The organism is Polyangium spumosum (assembly GCF_009649845.1).
Taxonomy (GTDB): Bacteria; Myxococcota_A; Polyangia; order Polyangiales; family Polyangiaceae; genus Polyangium; species Polyangium spumosum.
The window spans coordinates 46,215-68,770 of record NZ_WJIE01000014.1 but is presented as its reverse complement, the minus strand read 5'-3'; the positions used below and the strand labels follow the sequence as shown (position 1 = coordinate 68,770).

Sequence of the window (22,556 nt, the reverse complement as noted above, 5' to 3'; positions counted from 1 at the left end):
GATCCGAGGAGGCTCCCCATGCCGAAGGACGATTTCTCCGCGCTTGAAAATGCGATCCGCCGCCGCGCCTTCCTGCGCGCCGCCGCGGCCGGCACCACGTTCCTCGCGCTCGGCGGCGGCACCTACGTTCTCGCCGCCACCGATGATCCGCGGGCCAAGCAGCTCCGGCCCGACGGACGGCCGCGCCTGCCGCCCGGCCAGCGTATCCTCGACGCCTTGAAGCCGATGGGCGGCGAGCCCGGCGACCCGAGCCCTTCGGCCTTCCGCCTCCGCGTCCACGGCGACGTCGATAACCCCCTCGACCTCGATTTTGCGGCCCTGCTCGCCCTGCCGCAGACCGAGCAGACGTGCGACGTCCACTGCGTCACGGGCTGGAGCGTGCTCGGCGCTCGTTTTACGGGCGTCAAGGTCGCCGAGCTCGCCAGGATGGCCAAGGTGCGTGACACGGTGCGCCACGTCATTTTCGAGGCGGCGAACGGCTACACGGCCAACGTGCGCTTGGCCGAGGCCACGGCGCCGAGCGTGCTCATCGCGCACAAGCACGAGGGAAAGCCGCTCACGCGCCCGCATGGCCCGCCGGCGCGCGCCCTCGTGCCCGATCTCTACTTCTGGAAGAGCGCGAAATGGGTGACGGGCATCCGGTTCGTCCGGACCGACAGGCCCGGCTACTGGGAGACGCGCGGCTACCACAACCACGCCGATCCCTGGACCGAGGAGCGTTATGGCTGAGGGCGCGCCCGAGCCCCGGCGCCGCTTCTCGCCCCGCGGCCTGCTCCGCACGGTCCACCGCGACGCGGGCAACCTCGCGGTCGGGCTCACCCTCGTCTACGCCGCCTCCGGCCTCGCGGTGAATCACATCGCGGACTGGGACCCGAATTTCAAGAATCACGAGTTCACCCACGAGCTCGGAGGGCCCCTCGAAGGCGACGATCAGGCCGTCGCCGAGCGTGTCCTTCAAAAGCTGAACATCGGGGACAAACCGAGCGACGTCTACCGCGCGACGCCGACGGAGCTCGAGATCACGCTCGACCGGCGCACGCTGCACGTGGACACGCAGACCGGCAAGGTGCTCGACGAGGGGCAAGAGCCGAGGTTTTTCCTGCGCCTGGCGAACTGGCTGCATCTGAACCGCGGCAAGAAGGCGTGGACCTACGTGGCCGACGGGTACGCGGTCCTGCTCCTCTTGCTCGCGTTTTCGGGCATGTTCATGCTTCCCGGCCGGAAGGGCCTGATCGGCCGCGGCGGGATCTTCGTGCTCGTCGGCGCGGCGGTCCCGATTGCGTACGTGGTGCTCTCGGGCGGCCCCTGAATCATTTCAGCTCGTTCGATCCTGGACCACGACGGGACGCGCGAGCGCGTCTCGCGTCGCCCGCGCCGCGATGTCGAAGGCCCGCGCGCCCTCGGGCAGGCGGAAGGGGCCCACGCGCGGCAAGGATTCGATGACGAGCGCGGCCATTCCGCCTCGCTCGGGCACCTTCAGGGAAGGGCTGTTCACCTTTCGCCACGGCGAGCGCGACGCGAGGTGGTGATACAAGAGCCGCTCGCCCGGGGGCATTCCGGCGAGCCCGTGCCGGTCGAGGATGCCGCCGTCGAGCAGCGGGCGCCCCTCGTGCCAGACCGGATGAAACAGGCCGGGCACCGTGCACGACGCCTGAATGGCGGGCGCGAGCGGCCCCTCGGCGAGGACCCGCGTCTTTCGCGAAAACACGTCGTATACGCTCACCGCAAGCGGCACGCGGCAACGATCGAACGTCCGCACGGGCAGCAGCGCTTCGAGCCGCGCCCGGAAGAGTTTGCCCGCGAGCAGCCCCGGCCCGGGCCGCATGTCCCAGAAATCTTCGCGTTTCAGGCGCAAGAGTTCGTCGCGGATCGTCACGGCGCTCGCCCCCGCCGCCCAGATCCCGCCCACGAGCGCGCCCGCGCTCGAGCCCGAGACCCGCGCGGGCGAGAGCCCCTCGTCCTCGAGCACGGTCATCACCCCGGCGTGCGCGAAGAACCCGAAGAAGCCCGAGGAGAGGCCCATCGAAAAAGGGCCCTCGTGGAGCCACTCGCGCAGCGTGGGCGTGGGACGAACCGAGGCGTGGGGGGCGGCCGAGGCGGACGACATGCGCGGCGTATCCTAGCCGAAAACTGCGGCGCGCGCGTCCGTCGATCGGGTGATCAGGCGATCTTGAGCTCGCTGATGCGCCGCTGCAGCGCCACCTTCGACACCTCGAGGCGCCTCGCCGTCAGCTCGACGTTCCCGTCGCATTCTCGCAAGACGCGCAGGATCTCCTCCCGATCGAGGTCGCTCGCGCGCCGCACCTTCGGGTTGTCCTCGACCAGCGCGTAGAGCGACGTCCGCGAGATCCCGAGCCGCTCGGCCGTCGCTTTGACGTCGAAATCGCAGACGCGCAGCGCCTCCAGGAGCTCCTCCTCGCTCACCTCGCTCGGCTTGCGGCGCAGCGAAATGGGCGGCTCCTTCGCCGCCGAAGCGCTCGACTCGCCTTGACCTCCCGCGCCCCCGCCGGGCGGCGTCGGCGACGACGACATCAGCGACGCGAGCGCCGGCCCCGGGTCGAGCGGGCCCGCGTCGTGGCTGCCGAGCACGATCTGCCGGACGACGTTCCGGAGCTGCCGCACGTTGCCGGGCCAATCGTGCCGGACGAGCGCGGCGATGAACGACGTGGGCAGCACCTTGCCGCCGTGGTCGCCGATCCGGTCCGTTTTTCCGAATCGCTCGAGCTCGACCCGCAGGAAATGCAAAAAGAGTCGCCCGATATCGTCGCGCCGCTGCCGTAGCGGCGGGAGCACGAGCTCGTAGCTCGCCAGGCGGTGCAGGAGCGGGCCGCGGAACATCCCCGATTGCACCTTGACCTCGAGGTCGGCGTCGGTCGCGGCGACGATACGAGCGTTCGTCTCGCGCACGCGCGCGGCCCCGAGCGGCTGGACCTCGCCGACGTCGAGGGCGCGGAGCAGGGACGCTTGCACGTCGAGCGGGATCTCGCCCACCTCGTCGAGGAAAAGCGTCCCGTCCTCCGCGGCGCCGAAATAACCCGCGTGGCTGCGGACCGCGCCGGTGAAGGCGCCTCGATCGGAGCCAAAGAGCTCGGCGGCGGCGAGCGCGGCGGGGATGGCGCCCATGTTGACGGCCACGAAGGGCCGGTTCCGCCGCACCCCGGCGTTATGCAGGGCCTGCGCGACGAGCTCTTTTCCCGTGCCGGTCTCGCCGCGAATCAGCACGGGCACGTCGAGGCTCGCGAGCCGCCGGATCTCGCGCCGAACGCGCTCGATTCCGTGGCTCGCGCCGACGAGGCCGAGGTCCTCGCCCGTCTCCTGGCGCAGCTCGTCGAGGTGCAAGAGGAGCACGACGCGGTTCGCGAGCTCCAGCACGATGCCCGCCTCCAGGTCCAGCGGACTGAAGTCGCGGCTGCCTTCGAGCGGGGTTCCGTTCGCGACGACCCGCGTGGAGCTGCCCTGCGTGTCGATGCGGATGTAATCGTTTTCGAGCTTGAGCAGGTGGATGGGTTTGCGGCTCACGTGCGGGTCGCCGAGCGGCTCCCCCGTGGCCGAGCCGGGGGGCGAGAAATCCGGTTCGAGCCGTGACAAAGGAATGGGGCTGCCGCCGGGGCTCATCGACAAGAGCGCCCGATCACCGACCCGCTCGAGTGTCGGGTGCCAGGCGATCGTCAACGCAGGGACACGGGCGGCCCCGAACGCCCCGTACGGCGCGTACGTCGACGGTGGTTGCAGTCCGTCGATCGTCGAGAGCTCCGCGTCTTGTGAGGACACATACCTCTGATACCACGAAAACCGGGTCCGCGACAAGCCTTGCCCGGCGTCGGACGTGTCGACCGACATGTCCGCCGACATGTCGGAGATACGGCCGTCGTAGAGACGTGTCGACCGACATGTCCGCCGACATGTCGGAGATACGGCCGTCGTAGGCCACGATCCTAGCGGAGAACAGACGGTGTGTCGAGCCCCTATTGAAGCTCACGCGCGCCGTTCGTTCGCTCTGGCATGTCCCGTGCAGCCCTGTCCACGATTTCGACGAAACGTACCCGTTACCAGTTGGAGGTGGGGCCGTGGCCGACAAACTGGAGGACATCGACACCATCGTTGTCCTGATGATGCAGAGCCGATCGTTTGATCATGTCCTCGGCCACCTGAGCCTCGACGGTGGGCCCTACGAAGGGCGGCTCGAGGGGCTCGTGGGGACGCCGATCGACGGGCGGCTTTCGGATCCACGATACGAAAACACCTGCGAGGGGCGCGTTCACCAGCCCTTCGAGATGCGCGACGGCGCAATGCCGGGCGAGCTGCCCGACGACCGCCATTCCGTCCGGACCTCGCTCGGCCGCCGGATGCCCTCGGGCGCGCGGGCGATGGACGGATTCGTGCGGGCATATTTACAAGCGGAGGGCGCCCACCGCTCCTCGCGGCCCTCGCCGATGGGCTTCCTGCGCGCGACGGACGCGCCGGTCACCAATTTCCTGGCGAAGAGTTACGCCGTCTGTGACCGCTGGTTCTCGCCGCTGCCGACGGGTGTGGCGCCGAACCGGCTCATGGCGACGTGCGGTTATTCGCTGCTTTTGGACACCACGCCACGGCTCCTGCCCTTGCACGACACCGTCTTCGACTGGATGAAGCAGCGGGGGGTCCGCTACCGTGTTTATCACGATGGTTTGTCTTTTTTCACCCTCTGCCCCTGGATGCTGGGCGAAGTCGCGAGTGATCGGTTCCGTTCGGCCGAGCGGCTCGGCGAGGACGTGCGCGCCGAGGCCGACGAGACGTTCCCCCAGGTGATTTACATCGAGCCGTCTTATTTCGACGCGCCCTTCCACCTCGGCCGCCCGCCGAACGACAACCGCCCGCCCTTGCCCATGGCGCCGGGCGAGCGATTTTTGCTCCAGGTCTACGAGGCGCTCACGTCGAACCCCGAGCGCTTCGCCCGCACGCTCTTCATCGTCACGTACGCCTCGCACGGCGGGTTTTACGACCACGTCTCGCCGCCCGCCATTCGAGACGGGGCCTTCGAAACCACGGGCGTGCGTGTCCCCGCGATCGTCGTCTCGCCGCTCGTCGAGCGGGGCACGGTCCACGGCGGCCTGCTCGACCACACCTCGATCCTGCAGCTTTTCGCCGAGAAATTCGGCCACGGCGAGGCGTATTCGGAGCACGTCGCGCGTCGGGCCGAGCAGGGGATCGGCAGCGTCTCTTCGGTCTTGAACCGCGGCGCGGCGCGCGCGTCCCTGCCGGTCCCGCCGAGCCCGCGCGCGCGGCCGGGCCGCAAGCGGACGCGCTCCTTCACGCCGCGGACCTGCGGCGAGCGGGCCTTCGACCTCGCCGCGCGCGCCCTCTGCGATCACGCGCCCTCCCGCGTCGCGAGCGCCTATCCGGAGCTCTGGCAGGCGATGTGGCACGCCGCCTTGCAATAGCTCAAAGCTTGATCGAAAACCCCTGCCAGCTCGACGAAAACGCCCCCGGCAGCTCGATCTCCCACGCCGCCTCCTCCAGGCACGTGACGAGCTTCGACCCCGCCTTCTCCTCCTCGATCTCCGCCCGCACCAGGACCACCTCCTGGAGCGTCGATTCGAGCCAGACGGTCGCCTTTTTCCCTTCTCCGCCGCACGCCGCGAGCCCACGCGTGAGCTCGCCCTTCAAGAACCCGTGTTTATCGAACGTCGCGAGGAGGAGCGGCTTCGCGGCGTGCCCGCCCCCCATCCCGCCAAACGCGGACCCGAAGCCCTGGCCGCTCGCACCGAACTCCTCGAGCCCCTCGGTCGAAGGGCGCACGCCCGGCTCGATCGCGAGGTAACTCGTCACCGGCGAGACGGCGCGCCCCATCATCGCGAGCGGCATCATGTCCGCCTCTTCGATCGAATAGAGGAGATCCGAGCCGAACACGAGCCCCGCCCACCTTCGATTTTCGGCCTCGTCGGCGACGAGCACCCGGCGCACGGGCGTCGCCCAGAGCTCGCCCGTCACCTCGACGAACGGCACCTGCTTCTCGGACAAACGCAGATCCTCGAACGACTCGCCCTCCGCGAGCACCTCGGGAAACGCGATGTCCTCCGGGGCGATGCCCTGCGCGTGCACCTGGAAATGGTCGATCTGCCGAGGGCGCGCGAGCTCCTCGTAGGTCGTCTTGGGCGCCTCGCCCGTGTCCGTCGTATCGATCGAGGCCTGCCAGACGAGCCCACCCGAAGGGCGCGTCAAGGTCGCCCAGGCGTGCGCGTCGTCCCGCTGGAGCGTCGTCCTCGAAGAGGAGCCCACCACGCCCACGTGCAGGAGCGCGCCGCTCTTCGAGAGCCGACCCCGCAGCAGCGATGGCGTGAGCTCCTGCCGCGTGCGCGTGTCCGTCAACGCCAGGATCCGCTTCGGCGTGCCCTTCGGCAGGGCCGCGAGCAGCGCGTCGGCGCGGGCGAGCGCCTCGTCGATGTGGCTACCGTTTTTCAGGACGATCTGCGAGCCATCGAGCCCGGCGAGCGCCTCGCGCACCGTGACAAACCCGCCCTTCGGCGCACGCGCCACGCGGTCGAACGTGAGCACGGCCGCGCGCGCGTCCGGGAAATGGGAGAGGTAGGCCCGCGTCATGGCGACCTCCGCCTCGACCTGCTCCTGTTCGAGCGATCGGGAGGCGTCGATCAGGACGACCACGTGCGCGCCGCGGGGCACGCGGGAGAGCGCGGGCGCCGCGTCGATGTGGTAATGGACCACGTTCTTCTGCTTGCCGAACGCCACCGACGCGAGCGCGCCTTCGAGGGGTTTTTCGCTCGCGGGCGCGACCGAGAGGTCGATCGAATCCTTCAGCGTGACGAACGCCGGCGCCATGACGCGCTTGTCGCCGACGAAGAGCGCCTCGCCTTTTTCCATGGGCGTCACGGTGACCTGGGCGGGCAGCTCCGCCGTGCCCATGGCCGAGAGGTCGAGGTGGTGGCGGCCTTCGTGGTAATGCGTGGGCAGCCGCAAGGTGTATTCGATCGTCTTGGGCTCGCCGGGCGGGCAGGGGAAGACCTGGAGCGCGAGCAGGTCCTGGCTCCGCCACGAGAGCAGGGCCGGGTCCTTCGGGTAATACCCGCCGACGCCCGTGAGCTCCCGGTATCGCGCGGCGGCCTTCTCGGCCTCCAGCAATTCGCCGTCGAACCAGTGCGGCTTGCCGTCGAGCGTCCCCAGCGTGCGCAGCCCGACGGCCACGGCCCCCTCGGGCAGGTCGATGTAAAACGTCGCCTGATCGTGCCGCGCGCCGCCATTGTGCACCGTGCGTCGCACGACCATGTCGGCATGACCATGGCCGATGCGGAGGTCGATCACGTGGGTCTTCTCCACGAGTTTTTCCGACCGCGTCCCACGCACCGTGTCCGCGTCGGCGGCGTTCGCGGAGAGCAGGATCGAGGCGAGGGCGGCGGCGGCGCGCGCGTACGAGGCGAGGGAGGTCCGCATGGTGATGGGGCCTCGACATCGAGAACGCCGCATCGTTCCCGATTCTTTTGAATTCTTCACGGAGCGGATCGTTCTCGCCCGGCCGTATGTCCGGCTTGCCGGGCGGGGGCGCTCGGCGTATCCAAGCGCCGATGGCTGCTCCCGCGTCGACGAGGCGCTTCGTCACGCTCGCGCTCGTCGGGATGACCGTGCTCGCGCTCTTCGTGGTCGCGTTCCGGCTCCGGCTCGACCCGAACGTCGCGTCGCTCCTGCCGGACCAGGGCGAGGCCGCGGCGCTGCGCCGGTACGTGCGAGGCTTCGGCGGCGGCGACCTCGCCGTGGTGCTCGTCGAAGGCCCGGAGCCCGAGACGAACGCGAAGGTCGCGTCCGAGATCGCCTCCGCGCTCGCCGAGCGCCCGAGCGTGGCCCGCGCCGCCGACCGGATCGACGCCTCGCGCGCGCTCGATCCGATGCTCGCCTTCCGTCACGCCGATCCCCGCGCCATGGAGCGCCTCCGCGGCGCGCTCACGCCCGAGGGCATACGCGCGCGGCTCGCCGAGAGCCGGGCCATGCTCCTCGCGCCGGGGAGCGGCGCCGTGGCCGAGGTCCTCGCGACGGATCCGCTCCGGCTCGGGCAGCTCGTCCACGAGGGCGCCGACATCAGCGCCGGCGTGCGCACGCAGCCGGACGGGGCGTTCGCCACCGACGACGGAAGGGCGCACCTCGTGCTCGTCGCGCCGCGCGGACAAGCCTTGCGCGGCGAGGACGCGCGGCGCTTCGTCGAGGACACGGCGGCGGTGCTCGCGCCGCATCACGCGGCCCACCCCGAGATGCGGCTCGGCCTCACGGGCGGGCACGCGATCGCGGCGGCGACCGAGGAGATGCTCACGCGGGACCTCTCGATCTCCGGCGCCCTCGCCACGGTGCTCGCGTCGCTCGTCTTCGCCTTGATCTTCCGGCGCGTGCGCGCGCTCGTCGCCGTGATGCCGCCGCTCCTGCTCGGCACGGTGTGGACCGCGGCCGTGGCGGCGGCGCTCCCGCGAGGTTTGTCGGCGATCGCGGTCGCGTTCATGTCGGTCGTCGTGGGCGTCGGGGTCGACACGGGCGTGCACGTCTATGCGGCGCTGCTCGAAGCGCGGCGGGCGGGGCTCGGCCCGCGCGAGGCGGCGCGCGCGGCGCGGGCGAAGACGGCGAAGAGCGTGCTCTTCGCGGCCGGCACGGCGGCGGCGGCGTTCGGCGCGCTCTCGCTCTCCAGCATCGAGGCCATGCAGCAGCTCGGGCTGCTCTGCGCCGCGGGCGAGGTCTTGACGGCGGCCGCGATCGTGCTCGTGACGCCCGAGATCGGCGCGCTGCTCGAACGAAGACCGCCGCCCGAGGCGCCGCCCGTGCGCTGGACCGACGCGTTCGCCTGGCTCTCCGGCACGCGGCGGCGCGCGGCCGTCCTCGCCTTCGTCGCGCTCGTGCCCGTGGTGGCCGTGCTCGCGGGCGCGGCGCCGAGTTTGTCGGAGTCGATCGTCGCCGTGCGGCCGAAGGAGCTCGAACCGCTGAAGGTGCAGCAGGCGGTGTTCGACGCGTTCGGGGGCAAGAGCGGGCAATGGGTCGTGCTCGTCGCCGATCGGGACCTCGAGCGCGCGCGCGCGCGGAGCGACCGGCTCGCGGAGGCGCTCTCGGCGATGAAGGACGACGTCGAGGCGGTCGACGCGCTCACGGCGCTCGCGCCGGCCGGGGAGACGCAAGAGGCGCGCTTCGCGGCGCGGGACGCGCTCGACTTGCCGGCGAAGGCGAGCGAGCTCGAGAAGGCGCTCGTGGAGACGGGGTTTGCCCCGGCGCGTTTCTCGGCCGTGCTCGACGCGATGCGCGCGCCTCCGCGGGACGTCCTGCAGATCGAGGACCTCCGAAGAGGCCCGGCGTCGATCCTGCTCTCGCGTTACCTCGGCATGGACGAGGGGGAGCACCTCGTGGCGCTGTACGTGCGTCCGCGAGGCGTCCCCGGCGCGGCCGCGCGGGTCGAGGAGGCGCTCCGGCGGGTCGATCCGGAGGCGAAGCTGACGGGGTACGCGCGGCTCGAGGTGGCGCTCCGCGAGAGCCTCGCGAGCGACCTGCCGAAGATCGCGGGCGTCGCCGCCTTGCTCGTGGTGGCCGCGCTCGCGATGTCGCTCCGGCGCGCGCGCGACGTGGTGATCGCGGCTGTCGTCGTGCTCTGCGAGATCGCGGCGGTGCTCTTGCTCGTGCGCCTCTTCGGCATCCCGCTGCACGCCTACGACGCGCTCGTCTTGCCCGTGCTGCTCGGCATCACCGTCGACGAGGGGATGTTCTTGCTTCATCGGGCGCGGGAGGCGGAGGGCGACGTCATTCGCGAGACCTTGCGCTTCGAAGGGCCTCCCGTCGCGGCCACCGCGCTCACGACCGCCACGGGCTTCGCGGCGCTCGCGCTCTGCCGCTTCGACGGCCTGCGGGATCTCGGGCTCGTGGGCGCGCTCGGCAGCGTGGCCGGACTCGTGGTGGCGCTCGTCGTCGTGCCCGCGGGGCTCCGGCTGTGGAGAGCGTGAGGCCTTCTCAGATCGACGGCGCGGCGGTATCCATGTCGTTGCTCATGTCGCAACCCTCCAAGCTCATCGCGGATCGCGTCGCCATCAGCCGCACCGTGCTCACGTCCTTGAACGAGCACGTCCCCGAGATCGCCAAGGACCTCGAGGCCGTGCTCTTCCCGGAGGGCGCGCCGAAGAGCCTCACCGCCGCCGACCTCCTCCACGCCCTGCGTGATCTGCTCGCGCGCACGACCGAGTCGATGTTCGCGGCCGACCTCGCCCACACGCGCGAGCTCGCGGACGACGACGCCCCGCGCGCGCTCGCCGAGGAGCGCGTCGAGGGATTGAAGGCCCTGCTCCTCTCGCTCCGGACCACCCTCGCGAGCACCTACGGCGTGCCCGTGGCCGCGGCGTACGGCATCCCCTCGCAGATCCCCGACGACCCCGAGGTGCTCCTCCGCGTGGCGGGCACGAGCGAGCGCCTCCTGCGCGAGCGCCCGCTCGTCGAGCCGCCGAAGATCAAGAGCCTCGCCATCGCGCCGCTCGCCGTCTCCGAGGACCTCGGCTTCGCCATCGTCGAGCTCAAGCGCGCGCTCGCGGACGTCGACCGCGAGAAACGCGAGGCCATCCTCTCGCAGAGCACGAAGACCCTCGCGATGGCCCGGTGGCTCTCGACGTACCAGGGCGTCACCGAGGCGGCGTGTGGCCTGTACGCGCTCGCGGGGCACGCCGCGCTCGCCGAGGGGATCCGGCCGACCGCGCGCAGGCTCGCGGGCCTGCCCGAGGAGGAAGACGCCGCGCCCTCGACCGAACGGTCGCGCTGATGCGCGCGGCGTTTGTCGTGGCGGTGGCCCTCGTCGGGTTCGTCCCGCGAAACGCCGAGGTCCAGCCGAAGAAGCCTCCGGCGTCGCCTCCCCCGGCCCGGACGAACCCATCCGGGACAAACCCCGCTCCGACGAACCCCCAGCCATCACCCGCCGCGCCTCGGCCGCGCGCCGCGGTCGTCCGCGTGGTCGAGTCGCTCGCCGCGGATCTCGGGCTCGCGCCCGCGCGTGTGCTCGTCGTCGCCGCGCCCCTCGTCTCCGATGCGCCTGCGCCTCGCGGGGCCGAGCTCTCCACGCGGATCGCCTCGCTGCTCGCGGGCCGCCTCGGCGCGGGCAGCTCCGCGCACCCGACGCCGCTCTCGCTCGTGGATGCGCGTATCGCGGCGCGCGGCGAGCGCTCGTTCGTGCACCTCGCCGTGGAGATCCAGCACGGCAAGCTGCGCGTCACCGCCGACGTGTTCCCCGTCCCGCGCACCGTATGGGCTCGTATTCGCGACCCCGAGCCCGGCCCCTTCGCGCACGCCTTCGCCGCGGCCCCGCTCGACGCCGAGATCCGCAGCTTCCTCGAGCCCGTGCCCCTCGCGAAGGCCTCGGTCAAGCGGGGCCAGAACTTCGAGTCCGACGTCGTGGCCCTCGCGTGTGGCGACCTCGACGGCGACGGCGCGCTCGAGATCCTGAGCGCGAGCCGGCGCCGCGTGACCACGCTCCGGCTGCGCGAGGGCAAGGTGTTCCCCTTGCGCTCGCGCTCCTGGTCGGATCTCTCGCCCTTGCACCCGTCGCCGCTCCGCGAGCCGATCGGCCTCGCGGGGCTCGTCTCGCGCCCCGACGCGGCGGGCGGGGTCGCGTTTTTCGCCGACGTCGGCGTGACGGATCGAGCGAAGGCCATGCGCCTCGACGCCGAGCTCGTGGTCGTCGCGCCTCTCTCGGGTCTGCCCGTCTCGGCCGGCGAGGCGAGCGGCTGCGCGCGGATCGGCGCCGGCGCTCTCGCGGGCCCGCTCGTGCCGTGTTTGCCCGGCGAAACCGCGCTCGGACCGTCGATGGCCGGCAGCTTCGACGTCCTCGCCGCGGCCTCGCTCGTGACGCCGCGGGGGACGCCGTTCACCGTGCTCGCGGGCCGCAAGGAGCGGGGCGCGGCCTTCGTGCGCGACGACGCGGGGCACGTCGAGGCGCTCGCCGGCGCGGGCGCGCAGCTCGCGGTGGGCGACCTCGATCAGGATGGGGATCCGGAGATCCTGAGCGGGCTCGACGTGGCGAATGCGCTCGAGGACGCGGTCGTCGTGCGCACGTGGGCGCGCGCGGCGCCGGGCGCGAAGGGGCGGCTCCGCGAGGTCCTGCGCCTCCCGGCCGCGGCGGGCGTCCACGCGCTCGCGGTTTGCCCTCCCGACGGGCCGGGGCGGGCGCCGTTCGTGGTGGCGACCGCGGACGAGATATGGGTGGTCCGATGAGCGACGAAATGTTCGTCTCGGACAACCGTTTGTCCAGGCGCACGTTCCTCGGCGCCTCCCTGGGCAGCGCGCTCGCCCTCGCGGCCTCGGGCGCGCGCGCGCTCGGCCGGACGCCGCAGGGAGGTCGATTCTCGCTGCACTTGCCGTGGCCCACGCGCTCGATCGACCCGCACGACCTGCGCGACCCGGCGGCGGCCCTCTTCGGCGCGGCGATCGCCGACCCGCTTTATACCCTCGACGCGGCGGGCCACCCGGCCCCGGCGCTCGCGCAATCGTTGCCCACGAGAGAGGCGCTCGGGACGGTGGTGCGGCTGCGCGAGGGGCTGCGCACGGCGCGCAAGGCGCCGCTCGGCGCGGCGGACGTGATCTTCTCGATCGAGCGCGCCCGCGGCCGGGGCGCGGCGGCGCTGCTCGCGGAGGTCCCGAGGCCCGCGCCCTACCCGAAGGACCCGCTGGCGATCGTGTTTGGCACGACAGACCCGCACAAGCTCGCCCGCGCGCTCTCGTCCCCGCTCGTCTCGGTGGTGCCGCGGAGGTTCGACCCGCGCGCGCCGGACGGGACGGGAGCCTTCCGCGCGGAGTGTGGCGACCGTGGGATCGTGCTCTCCAGAAACCCATTCGCGGCGAGGGGCGCGGCGTTCCTGGATGGGATCGAGGTGACGCGCGCGGACGACCTGGCGACGTCGCTGCGGCGCTTCGAGGCGGAGCGGGACGACGTGGGCTGGCTCGGGCTCGGATTGCACGGCGAACGAAGAGGGGCCGTGCGGTTCGACCTCGGGCGCGTCGCGTGGATCGTCTTGCAGATCGGCCCGCAGGCGGGCCATTTTGCTTTGCCGTCGGTCGCGCAGCGGCTCGTGGACGCGGTGCCTCCGGAGCGTTTGTCGCACCTCGGGCTCGGGCCCTTGCCGCCGGCGAGCGGGGATCCGGGCTGGGGAGGGCCGCCGGCGGAGTTATTGGTGGACGAGGCGTCGGCGCACCTCGTCGAGGTGGCGCGGACGGTGGCGCCGATCCTGTCGAGGCCGGGGCACGAGGTGACGGTCTCGACGATCGCGCGGGCGGAGCTCGGCCGAAGGCGGTCGAAGGGACAGGCGACGTTATCGATCGACGTCGTGCGCGCGGCGCTGCCGGGGCCGCTCGGCGGATGGCTGTCGCTGGCGACGGCGGATGATCCGGCGCGGGCGAGGGAGCTCGCGAGCAAGCCGCCGAAGCTCGCGCCGAACGCGCCGGCGCGGGCGCTGACGCAGGGCCTGCGGGTGGGCGTGCTCGGGGAGCTCCGGGTGGCGGGCGGGCTCATACCGGAGCTCGTGCTGGCGCGGGGCGGGGAGGGGTGGGATCTGGGGGCGAGTTTTCGGAGGCGGGGGAAGTGAGCCCCATTTAAACTCGCCGCTCCATGACCTCTCCCGACCCTCACGCCGAGGCCCTCCGCTTCCTCTCCGCCGCCGATCCCCGCCTCGCCGAGCTCATCCAGACCGTCGGCCCTTGCCGCCTCGGCTCCGCCGCCCAGACGAGCGGGCCCTTTCACACGCCCGGGTACTTCGAGGCCATCGTCGAGTCGATCGTCAGCCAGCAGCTCTCCGTGAAGGCCTCCGATACCATCTTCGGCCGCGTCCTCGCCCTCGGCGGGGGAAAACTCCTCCCGCCGGCCGAGCTGCTCCGCGTCGAGGAGCAAGCCCTCCGCGCCTGCGGTTTGTCCGGGTCCAAGGTGAAGTTCATCCGGGACCTCTGCGACAAGCTCCTCGATGGCTCGCTCGTCCTCGACGAGCTGCCCGCGCTCGACGACGAGGTCGTGATCGAGCGCCTCCGCCGCGTCAAAGGGATCGGGCGCTGGACCGCGGAGATGTTCTTGATCTTCCGCCTCGGCCGCCCCGACGTCCTCCCGGTCGCGGATCTCGGCATCCAGAAGGGGATGAAGAGGCTCCACGGCCTCCGGAAAGATCCGACGCCCGAGCGTATGGTCAAGCTCGCGCGGCCCTGGAGGCCTTATCGCTCGATCGCTTGCTGGTACCTCTGGAGGCTGCACGAAACCAAGAAATGAACGGGCTCACTTCCCGTCGGGCGTCGCCAGCGTCGCCAGCACGTCCGCGATGGGCTTCGGTTTTCCGTAGAGCCAGCCCTGGGCATAATGAATGCCCATGTTCGAGAGCATGTCCGCCATCGGCTGCGTCTCCACCGACTCGGCCACCGTCTCGATCCCCAGCATCCCGCCGATGCGCTGCACGCTCTCCACGATCGCGCGGTGCAAGGGGCTGTCCAGCATGCTCCGCACGAACATGCCGTCGATCTTCACGTAATCGACCGGCAGGCTCTCGAGGTAGCCGTAGGAGGCGTGCCCGCTGCCGAAATCGTCGATCGCGAAGCGGCAGCCCATCGCCCCGAGCTCCTGCATCATCCAGAGCACCTCCTGCAGGTTCGCGAACGCCGCCGTCTCCGTGATCTCGAAGCAGATCTTCGTCGCCGGGACCTTGTACTTGCCGAGCTGCTCGACGAGGAAATCGAGCAGCCCCTCGCGCAGGAGCGAGAGCGCCGAGAGGTTGATCGCGCACGTGTGCAGGTGCTTCAGGTGCTCCTTCGGCAGCGCGCCGAGCGTCGCCAGCGTCCTCTGCACCACGTACCGGTCGATCTCGTCCATCATCCGGCTGTCCTCGGCCGCCTGGATGATCCCCACCGGCGACTCGAGCTGGCCCTCGTCGCCCACGACGCGCACGAGGACCTCGAAATGCAGGCCCCGCCGCTTCGTCGGCGGCAAGGCATTGATCTCCTGCGCGAAGAGCCGCAGCCGGCCGTCCGCGAGGTGGCGCTGGATGCTCGCGACCCACTGCATGGCGCGCCGGCTCCGCGCCATGTCCTGGTCGTCGTTCATGTAGATCTGCAAGCGCCCGCGGCCGCTGTCCTTCGCCAGCCGGCAGGCCTGATCCGCCGCCGCCAGCACCTCGGCCGCGCGGTGGAACTCGCCGCCGAACGGCACGAGGCCCATGCTCGCCTCGACCGGGAACGTCTTCTTCTGCCAGCCGAACCGGAACTCGTGCAGCGTCCGCTGCAGCTTCCGCACGATCTGCTCGGCGTCGAGCGTGTCGCGGCCGTGGAGCAGGATCACGAACTCGTCGCCGCCGATCCGGCCCGCCGCGTCCTGCGGCCCCATGATCTCGTGCAGGCGCGTCGCCACCCACTGGAGGAGATCGTCGCCCGCGTCGTGGCCACACGTCGTGTTCACGAGCCGGAACCGGTCGAGGTCGAAGTAGACCAGCGCATGCCGGACGCCGCGCTCGCGGCTCGACCCGAGCGCCTGCTCGATGCGCTCGGCGAAGGCGTGCCGGTTGAGCAGGCCCGTCAGCGCGTCGTACCGCGCTTGCCGCGCGATCTGCAGCGAGAGGAGCTGCTCGACGTTCGCGTCGCGGAAGACCACGAGTTTGCCCGCGCGCTCCGGCGCGCCCTCGTTGCCTCCGGCGATGCCCGTGGCGTGGCGGATCGCCACGATTTGCCCGTCTTTCCGCTCGAGCAGCGCCGTGTGTCCGAGCAGCCCCGCGGGGAGCTGGCCGCTCGTCGGGCCCTCGGAGGGGAACGGCGTCGGCGGCGAGACGGGCCGCACGCGGAAGACCTCGTCGAGCGGCGCGCCGCGCCTCTCCTCGAAGCTCTCGCCCGTCAGCCGCTCCGCGGTCGCGTTCATGCGGACGAGGCGGCCCTCGGCGTCAGCCTCCAGGATCGCCACGCCGAGCTCGGACAAACTCGCGTCGAGCCCGAAGAGCGGCGCCTTTGGCAGCCACGAGCGGGTCTTCCACTCGCGCGTGTCTCGGCGCTCCTCTTCGTCCTCGTCGAGCTCGGCCTCGATCTCCTCGGGCTCCTCGACCAGCACGTGTTTCGTATCTGCGTCGTCCGTCACGTTGGCCAATACTACCTATAGCGAAAGCCGAGCGCCGCGTCGCCCGCCAAATGGCGAGGCGCTTCGGGCTCGGCCGAGGCCGCCGTCATTGCTTCACTTCGAACTCGACCTTGGTCACCTTGAACTCGGGCGCGCGTAGCTCCTTGGATCGCGTGGAGCCGGTAGGCATGCGGCAGAAGACGCGTTGCTTTCCGGACTCGACCACCACGTCGACCGGCGTCACACCGTAGTACACGCCATTGACGGTGACCTTGCAGGTACCTCCCTTGGCTCGGATCAGGAGGCGCCCGTGGCCCTTCGGGATCGGCTTCCAGGCCCAGCCCGTCGGGCGCGCGGTCTGCGTGGCGCTCGGCGCGGGCGGGAGGTCTTCCTCGAGGATCTCGATCGGCGTTTCGTCCGGGACTGCGGCGGCCATCTCGTCGGGCGTGAGCGCCGTCCCCGCTGCCGTGGCCACGCCGCTGAAATTCGGTGACGTCGTCCCGGGCGGCGCGGCGGCGACGCCCTCGGGCTCGGTCGAGGGGCGCGTGGCGATGAGCACGATGGCGAGCAGGAGCCCCACGACGAGCACGCCGATCACCGCGGCTTGCACCTGCCGGGTTGGTCGGGACGCACTCGGGTCGAGCGGGGGCGCGAGCTGCGGCGCATGGCTCGTCTGCTCCGGCGGCGCGGGCAGGGGCGCGGACGAGGCGGGCGGTTGCGGGAAGGACGAGGCGTCCGCGAGCGGCTGCGGCGCCGTCGTCGGCGGGAACGTCGGCATCGCGACGGGCGGCGCGGTGGGCCCGCCCGGCGCGAGCGGCGGAGGTGCGTCCGGACCAACCTGCGCGGACAAACCGGGCGCAGGCAGGCCCGGCGAGGACGTCGTTTCCGCGGGCACCGCTGGGGGGTGTGGGGGGTGCAGTGCAGCCGCAGGCTGCGCGAACCCCCCACCGAGGGAAGACAGGCCCGGCGAGGAGACCGGGGCGGGTGGCACGACCGCCGCGGGAGGTTGCAAGGGCGGCGCGACCGGCAGCGGCGTCGCGGTCGCGTTCACGCTCGGCAGCGAGGCCCGCGCCTCCGGCGAGCTCGGCGCTGCTGCCGGCATGCCCTTGCCGCTCGTGACCGACTGGAACGCCTCCGCGAGCTCGCGCATCGTCTGGAACCGATCGTCGGGGCTACGCGCCAGGGCCTTCTGGAAGAACGCGTCGATCGCGGGCGGCAGCTCCGGCGCGAGGGACGTCGGCGGCGGCAGGCGCGCGGAGAAGACCTGCACCATCACCTCGGCGAGCGTGTCGCCGGGGAAGGGGATCCTGCCCGTCAGCGCGCGGTAGAGCACGACGCCCACCGACCAGAGGTCGCTGCGCACGTCGGTCTTCTTCGAGCTCCGGAGCTGCTCGGGGCTCATGTAATGCGGCGAGCCCATGAGCTCGCTGGTCTTCGTGTTCTCGCTGAGGGACGTGTCCGTCTCCTTGGCGATGCCGAAGTCGAGGATCTTGACGACCTCGACGTCCTCGTCGTCGTCGCGGGCGAGGAAGACGTTGCCGGGCTTGAGGTCGCGGTGGATGATGCCGGCCTCGTGCGCCTTGCGCAGGCCGCGGCTCATCTGCTGCACGATCGGCGCGAGCGCCTCGAGCGAGAGCCGGCCCCGCGCGTGGATGCGCTCCTCCAGGCTCTCGCCGCGCAGGAGCTCCATCACGAGGTACGGCGTCTCGTCCTCGATGCCGTAGTCCTGGACCGCGACGATGTTCGCGTGGCGCAGGTGCGCCGCCGAGCGCGCTTCACGTTCGAAGCGCGCGCGCGCCGCCGGCGAGGCGGCCGACTCCGTCGAGATGAACTTGATCGCGACCTCGGTCTGGAGCGTGACGTGCTGGCCCACCCACACCGAGCCCATGCCTCCGGACGCGAGAGGCCGCTCGAGGCGGTATCGACCCGCGATCACGGTCCCCGGCGCAAGCAACATCGAACTCTCCGGCCCTCCTCGACGCGGTGGCCCCGGAGCCTATCACAGGAGGGTGGTGATCACGCCGTAGATCGAACCGATGAGGAGCGACAGGGTGCTGAGCAGCGCGATCCCGAAGCCCGGCCCGCGCTTCTCCGCGGCCTTGTAGTAGCCCCACGCGTAGAGGATCCGGCCGAGGATCCACACGCCGCCGAGCCCTGCGGCGAGCTTCGGGCTCGTGAACAGAGCGCAGAGCCACAGGCTCGGGAGGAACAGGATGATCTGCTCGACGGTGTTCTGCTGCACCCGCAGCACGCGCTCGAAATCGGGGTTGCCGGAGGTCTGCGGCGCCGGAACGTTGAATTTCCCGCGGGCGCGGCCGACGTTCAGGGTGAGGACGAAATACGTGATGAGGGCGACGATCGTCGTCAATGCGGGCAAGGCGAGGTCTTTGGTGGGCATGGTGCGCGTTCTACCGCGGCGCGGGCCTCGGGGGAAAGTCCCGCGCGGCCCGCGCCGCGGCGCGCGTGATCATTTGTCGAAGGCGGCCCCGATCTTCTCCCAGACGGCCGGCGCGACGCCGACCTCGAGGTGGCCGAACGCGACGCCCTCCTGCTTCGAGCGGCTCTCCTTCGCGTCCGCGGGCCAGCCCTGCGTGAGCTGATCGCGGGCGGCGATGCTCACGTCGAAGAGCACGCCGTCGCCCTTCGGATCGCAGGTCGGGCACTCCATGCCGTCGATCTCGAAGATGGTGCCGGGCGCGCCGGGCTGCGTGCCGTGCACCACGTAGAGAGAATCGAGGTCGGGGCTCAGGCCGTGGCCCTTCAATCGCTCGATGAAGTTGCCGCCCATCTCCATCACGGCCTCGATGCCGATGCCATCCATGAGCGTGTACGTCGCGTACCCGAATTCGTACGCCTCGGCGTGCGTCGCGTCGTAATAGCCGTGTTTCGCCTTGCAGGGCGAGGTTTGCGGCTCGTAGGCGGTGGCGCGGCAGGTGATGTGCGCGTCGTCGTCCTCGATCCACCCGGCGGGGACGCCGGCCGGGTTGTAGGCGAGCTTGTAGGTGTTCACCCAGGCGCGCCATTTCGACTCGTCGGTGTCGAGCTCGGACCAGTCGTAGGAGACCGGATCGTCCTGCCGGTTCGGCAAGGGGTAGAACGTGCGCAGGTCGTAGGCCGTCTGGAGCTGCCCGAGGTACGCCGAGACGTGCGCGCCCGACTCGTCGATCGAGCCCCACATCGCGTGGTTGTACTGATCGAAATCGAACTTCGCCCCGTCCACGCCCTCCGCGACGTTCAGCGCCTCGAGGCTCTTCTCGGAGACGGGCTTGCCCGCGGCGTCGAGGCCCGTGATGTTCGAGGTGTAGATGCGGGTCCAGTAATCGGGCCACATCGCGCCGCGGTTCTCGCAGGCCGAGTAGGCGTAGGGGTTCGGGAAGATCGAGTTCGGCCCGGAGGCGTAGCCGAACGTCACGCATTGCACCGCGCTCATCCACCCCCAGGTCACCGGGCCCTGGCCGATCGGCGCGGCGTCGGGCGTGCTGTAGATGATGAGGTTGTTGAAGGGATGGCGGAAGTTCAGGTCGATGCCGAGGTGCGGCCCCGAGAGCGCCACGTAGGTGCGCACGTCCTTGCGGAAGGCCGGCACGTTCTTGGCCGTGTCCGCCGCGACGCGCTCGAAATGTTTCGGGCCCCAGTCCTTCCAGCTCGCGACGTTCGAGAGGTAGAGGTCGGCCGCGAGCACGCCCTTGCTCCAGGCCACGACGTCGACCTTGGGTTGACCGACGAGCGCGGAGACGCGCCGGATCACGTTGGCGAGGTTCGTCGCCTGGTTGAAGTTGTCGCCGTGGAACGTGCCGAAGGTGAGCGCGTACGTGCAAAAACCGCGCTCCTCCAGCCATTGCACCATTCCCGTCTTCTGCGTCGTGCCCGGGTAGGCGTTGCCCGCGCCGTCGTCGCCGCCGGGCAGGAGCCACACGTTGCCGTTTTGCATGGCGCCGTGCACCAGGAGGACGGGGGGCTTGCTCTTGTCGCAGGAGAGCGACGCCGTCTTCGGCCCGTGGTGCAAAAGGACGAACCGCGCCTCGGGGCGCATCGGGCCCTTCTGGCCGCAGGCGGGGGCCCCGTTTTGCCCCACCGCGCCGGCGCACGTGTCCTTGTAATGGATGTTGAAGCCGTCGACGAGCTCCTGGTTCAGCGCGCCGAAATACGTCTTCAGCTTGTACGTGTCGTCCTCGAACGTGTCCTCCCAGCGCAGCTTCTGCGTGCGGACGTTGTAGCCCTCGGTGCGGTAACGCTGCAGGCCCTCGACGAGCTCGATCTTGCCCCACGACCAGGCCGGCGGGGTGATCTCGCCGACGACGCGGTAATCATCCTTGTATTCGCCGGCCGCGGGGGGATCGAAATAAGCGTCGTACGCTGGGTCGAACGCGTCCGCCGGCGGATACGGCGCGTCCCCGCCATTCCCGCCCGCGCCGCCGCCGCCCGGCCCGCCCCCGCCCGAGGCGCCCTGGCCTCCGCTCCCGCCCGCCGCCTCGGGATCCGGGGTCGGGCCGCAGGCGGCCGCCACGAGCAAACAGAGCACGCCCACGGAAAATGCACGTAATGCCATCGCCAACCTCCACGCAATCGGATCGAGGGTAGGCGCCCGTTTTCGGAAACGCAAGCGTCCTCTGCGGCGGTGCAACACGTCGCAGAGGACACGAGACGAAGGTCACGACGCGGAAGGGAGAGCAAAATTGCTGCGATGCAGCAAAGCTGCCCCGCGCGCCTTCACGGGGCGCTCGGCAGCGGGATACGCACGAGGCCGGGGACGCCGCCCTTGTTGTAGGTCGTGTGGGCCGAGTTCGTGATGTAGAGGTGCCGGCCCTTGCTGGTCTCGCCAATCGCGAGGGCGGAGGGCTCGTAATAACCCGCGCCCTCGGAGAGGACCTGGGTCTCGCCGGTGGATTTCACGCGGACGATCTTGTTCGCCCGGCGCGCGGCGACGAGCATGCTCCCGTCGGCCGGATCCTCGATCAAGCCCTCGGCGCCGCCGAGCAGCGCGCAATCCGGGCCGGCGACGGGGTTCGGGTCGGCCTTCAGCTCGACCATGCCGCCCCCGGCCGGGACGAACGCGCCCTTGTAGATCGCCGCGCGATCGGCGTTCGTCCAGTAAAACGTGGATTCGATCGTGCTGTTCCCGGAGACGAGCACGCTCGTGATGCCCATCGGCGTCAGCTCGCCGAACGCGCAGGCCGACATCTCGTCCCCCGTGAGCTCGTCGGCGGGGCCGTACATTTGCAGCGTGCCATTCGTGATGATCTCGCCGAGGTGGCCGGTGACCGGCGAGGTGAAGAACGACGAGCCGAACGTCGTGAACCCGATCGTGCGCGGATAACCGACGATGTCGGTCCCCGAGACCCACGTGGGCTCCCCGCCGCCCGGCGGGAACCTGTACACGCCGGGCTTGAACTTCGCCGGATCCTCGCTCTTCACCACGACGTACACGTTCTTCTGCGCGTCGAGTCCGAGGCCCTGCGGGAACCCGATGCCGATCGGGGCCGGAATCGGGCCCCAATCGCTGACGGCGCCCGTCTCGAGGTCGACCTTCACGACCTTCGGGTCCACCGAAAAACTCACGTACGCGGTGGTCCCGTCGATCACGATTCCCTCCGGCAACTGGCCGAGCGGGCTGAACTCCGCGACGCCTTCGGGCGCCACCGGGTAGACGACCGCGCCGCCCGCGCCGCCGTCTCCACCCGCGCCGCCCGCGCCGCCGGACCCGCCCGACGCGCCCGCGCCGCCGTCTCCACCCGCGCCGCCCTCGCCGCCCGGGGGGGTTTCGTTCCCCCCGGCGCACGCCATCACGAGCGAGCCGAGCGCGACGCCGACGCAGACGAGAACCAGGCGCCCGAGCCCCGCCCGCGCGCGCTCGATCGATTTCCGATCGTCCTTCGATTTCATGAAAAGCCCTCCAGACCGGAGGAGGCTACCAGCCGGCCAGGTCGGGCCGCAAGGCGCGCCGCTCGCGCCCACGAAATCAGGCGAGCTCGAGCGCGCCGTGGTCGTCGCAATGCCCGCCGTGCGGGTGATGCAGGTGCCCCCCGACCAGGTAATCGACGTGATCCCCGTGCGGGACGCCCTCATGGCCGCACGAAGGCCCGTGCACGTGGCCTCGCTGGTGCCCGCTGCAGGCGTGCGAGGGCGTGCATTCGGCGCGGTTCGCCTCGTCCACCGGAATCACGTGCTCGTCCGTGTGGTCGCCGTGCGCGTGGTGCAGGTGCCCGTCGTGCAGGTAATCGGTGTGCCCCTCGTGCCGGATCGCCGTGTGCCCGCAGCCCTCGCCGTGCGCGTGGTCGTGGCTGCCGTGGGTCGGGTGGTCGTGCATCGATGTCCTCCTCCACATTGCTTGGCGCCGACGTGTCGAGGTTGGTAGCCCCGCCCACGGCCAGCGCAGATCGGCTGTGTGCTGCGCGTGCGGGGCGGAACCTGGACCTCGAAGAAGGCGCGTAAGGGCACCCAACATCGAAGTTTTTTCGCTCGGAGCCCTCGCTCGGGTTACACCTCGGCAGCGGCGGCG

17 protein-coding genes are annotated in these 22,556 nt (G+C 71.0%); 8 read left to right on the top strand and 9 right to left on the bottom strand.

All coding sequences use genetic code 11. The annotated features are described in order from the left end of the window. Window positions 1-18: 18 nt before the first annotated feature. Together GF068_RS34060 and GF068_RS34055 are read left to right on the top strand one after the other, a co-directional pair. Window positions 19-729 (top strand): molybdopterin-dependent oxidoreductase, encoded by a 711-nt coding sequence (locus tag GF068_RS34060; RefSeq protein WP_240807816.1) that lies wholly within the window; start codon window positions 19-21, stop codon window positions 727-729. After that, on the top strand, window positions 722-1,309 hold the full coding sequence (locus GF068_RS34055; RefSeq protein ID WP_153823703.1) for a PepSY-associated TM helix domain-containing protein: 588 nt from the start codon (window positions 722-724) through the stop codon (window positions 1,307-1,309). Before GF068_RS34060 ends, GF068_RS34055 begins: the two co-directional genes overlap by 8 nt. A 6-nt stretch (window positions 1,310-1,315) precedes the next feature. On the opposite strand, the gene GF068_RS34050 is transcribed toward GF068_RS34055, so the two are convergent. Beyond that, window positions 1,316-2,107, bottom strand: a complete 792-nt coding sequence (locus GF068_RS34050) for a patatin-like phospholipase family protein (protein ID WP_153823702.1) — start codon at window positions 2,105-2,107, stop codon at window positions 1,316-1,318. Between the two features lie 53 nt (window positions 2,108-2,160). Next, window positions 2,161-3,771 (bottom strand): sigma 54-interacting transcriptional regulator, encoded by a 1,611-nt coding sequence (locus tag GF068_RS34045; protein ID WP_338046686.1) that lies wholly within the window; start codon window positions 3,769-3,771, stop codon window positions 2,161-2,163. 296 nt (window positions 3,772-4,067) lie between these two features. On the opposite strand from GF068_RS34045, the gene GF068_RS34040 reads away from it, so the two are divergent. Further along, the gene (locus GF068_RS34040) at window positions 4,068-5,420 is read left to right on the top strand and encodes an alkaline phosphatase family protein (RefSeq protein ID WP_153823700.1); all 1,353 of its coding nucleotides are present in this window, start codon (window positions 4,068-4,070) and stop codon (window positions 5,418-5,420) included. A gap of 1 nt (window position 5,421) precedes the next feature. Here GF068_RS34040 and GF068_RS34035 read toward each other — a convergent pair whose 3' ends face one another. Continuing rightward, on the bottom strand, window positions 5,422-7,425 hold the full coding sequence (locus GF068_RS34035) for a VWA domain-containing protein (RefSeq protein WP_170319844.1): 2,004 nt from the start codon (window positions 7,423-7,425) through the stop codon (window positions 5,422-5,424). A 131-nt stretch (window positions 7,426-7,556) separates the two neighbouring features. Here GF068_RS34035 and GF068_RS34030 point away from each other — a divergent pair, with 131 nt between their 5' ends. Genes GF068_RS34030 through GF068_RS34010 form a run of 5 tightly spaced genes read left to right on the top strand, consistent with a single transcriptional unit; the run spans window position 7,557 to window position 14,236 of the window. Then, window positions 7,557-9,953, top strand: coding sequence for an MMPL family transporter (locus GF068_RS34030; protein ID WP_153823698.1), 2,397 nt, complete (start codon window positions 7,557-7,559; stop codon window positions 9,951-9,953). Then, complete coding sequence (locus GF068_RS34025) at window positions 9,950-10,756, top strand: hypothetical protein (protein ID WP_170319843.1); 807 nt, start codon at window positions 9,950-9,952, stop codon at window positions 10,754-10,756. Before GF068_RS34030 ends, GF068_RS34025 begins: the two co-directional genes overlap by 4 nt. Further along, the gene (locus tag GF068_RS34020) at window positions 10,756-12,201 is read left to right on the top strand and encodes a hypothetical protein (RefSeq protein WP_153823696.1); all 1,446 of its coding nucleotides are present in this window, start codon (window positions 10,756-10,758) and stop codon (window positions 12,199-12,201) included. The genes GF068_RS34025 and GF068_RS34020 overlap by 1 nt, the downstream gene beginning before the upstream one ends. Beyond that, window positions 12,198-13,568 (top strand): hypothetical protein, encoded by a 1,371-nt coding sequence (locus GF068_RS34015; protein WP_240807814.1) that lies wholly within the window; start codon window positions 12,198-12,200, stop codon window positions 13,566-13,568. The genes GF068_RS34020 and GF068_RS34015 overlap by 4 nt, the downstream gene beginning before the upstream one ends. 23 nt (window positions 13,569-13,591) lie before the next feature. After that, the gene (locus GF068_RS34010; protein ID WP_153823695.1) at window positions 13,592-14,236 is read left to right on the top strand and encodes a DNA-3-methyladenine glycosylase family protein; all 645 of its coding nucleotides are present in this window, start codon (window positions 13,592-13,594) and stop codon (window positions 14,234-14,236) included. A 6-nt stretch (window positions 14,237-14,242) separates the two neighbouring features. Here GF068_RS34010 and GF068_RS34005 read toward each other — a convergent pair whose 3' ends face one another. From GF068_RS34005 to GF068_RS33980, 6 genes are all read right to left on the bottom strand, one after another. Next, window positions 14,243-16,078: a putative bifunctional diguanylate cyclase/phosphodiesterase gene (locus GF068_RS34005; protein WP_338046685.1), complete on the bottom strand. Its 1,836-nt coding sequence runs from the start codon at window positions 16,076-16,078 to the stop codon at window positions 14,243-14,245. 85 nt (window positions 16,079-16,163) lie between these two features. Continuing rightward, complete coding sequence (locus GF068_RS34000) at window positions 16,164-18,014, bottom strand: serine/threonine-protein kinase (RefSeq protein WP_153823694.1); 1,851 nt, start codon at window positions 18,012-18,014, stop codon at window positions 16,164-16,166. Between the two features lie 42 nt (window positions 18,015-18,056). Beyond that, window positions 18,057-18,455: an MAPEG family protein gene (locus GF068_RS33995; RefSeq protein WP_153823693.1), complete on the bottom strand. Its 399-nt coding sequence runs from the start codon at window positions 18,453-18,455 to the stop codon at window positions 18,057-18,059. 69 nt (window positions 18,456-18,524) lie between these two features. Then, window positions 18,525-20,606, bottom strand: coding sequence for an esterase/lipase family protein (locus GF068_RS33990; protein WP_153823692.1), 2,082 nt, complete (start codon window positions 20,604-20,606; stop codon window positions 18,525-18,527). Window positions 20,607-20,767: 161 nt separating this feature from the next. After that, window positions 20,768-21,940: an SMP-30/gluconolactonase/LRE family protein gene (locus tag GF068_RS44540; protein WP_206079606.1), complete on the bottom strand. Its 1,173-nt coding sequence runs from the start codon at window positions 21,938-21,940 to the stop codon at window positions 20,768-20,770. Window positions 21,941-22,016: 76 nt separating this feature from the next. Further along, window positions 22,017-22,364, bottom strand: a complete 348-nt coding sequence (locus GF068_RS33980; protein WP_153823691.1) for a hypothetical protein — start codon at window positions 22,362-22,364, stop codon at window positions 22,017-22,019. Between the last annotated feature and the right edge of the window lie 192 nt (window positions 22,365-22,556).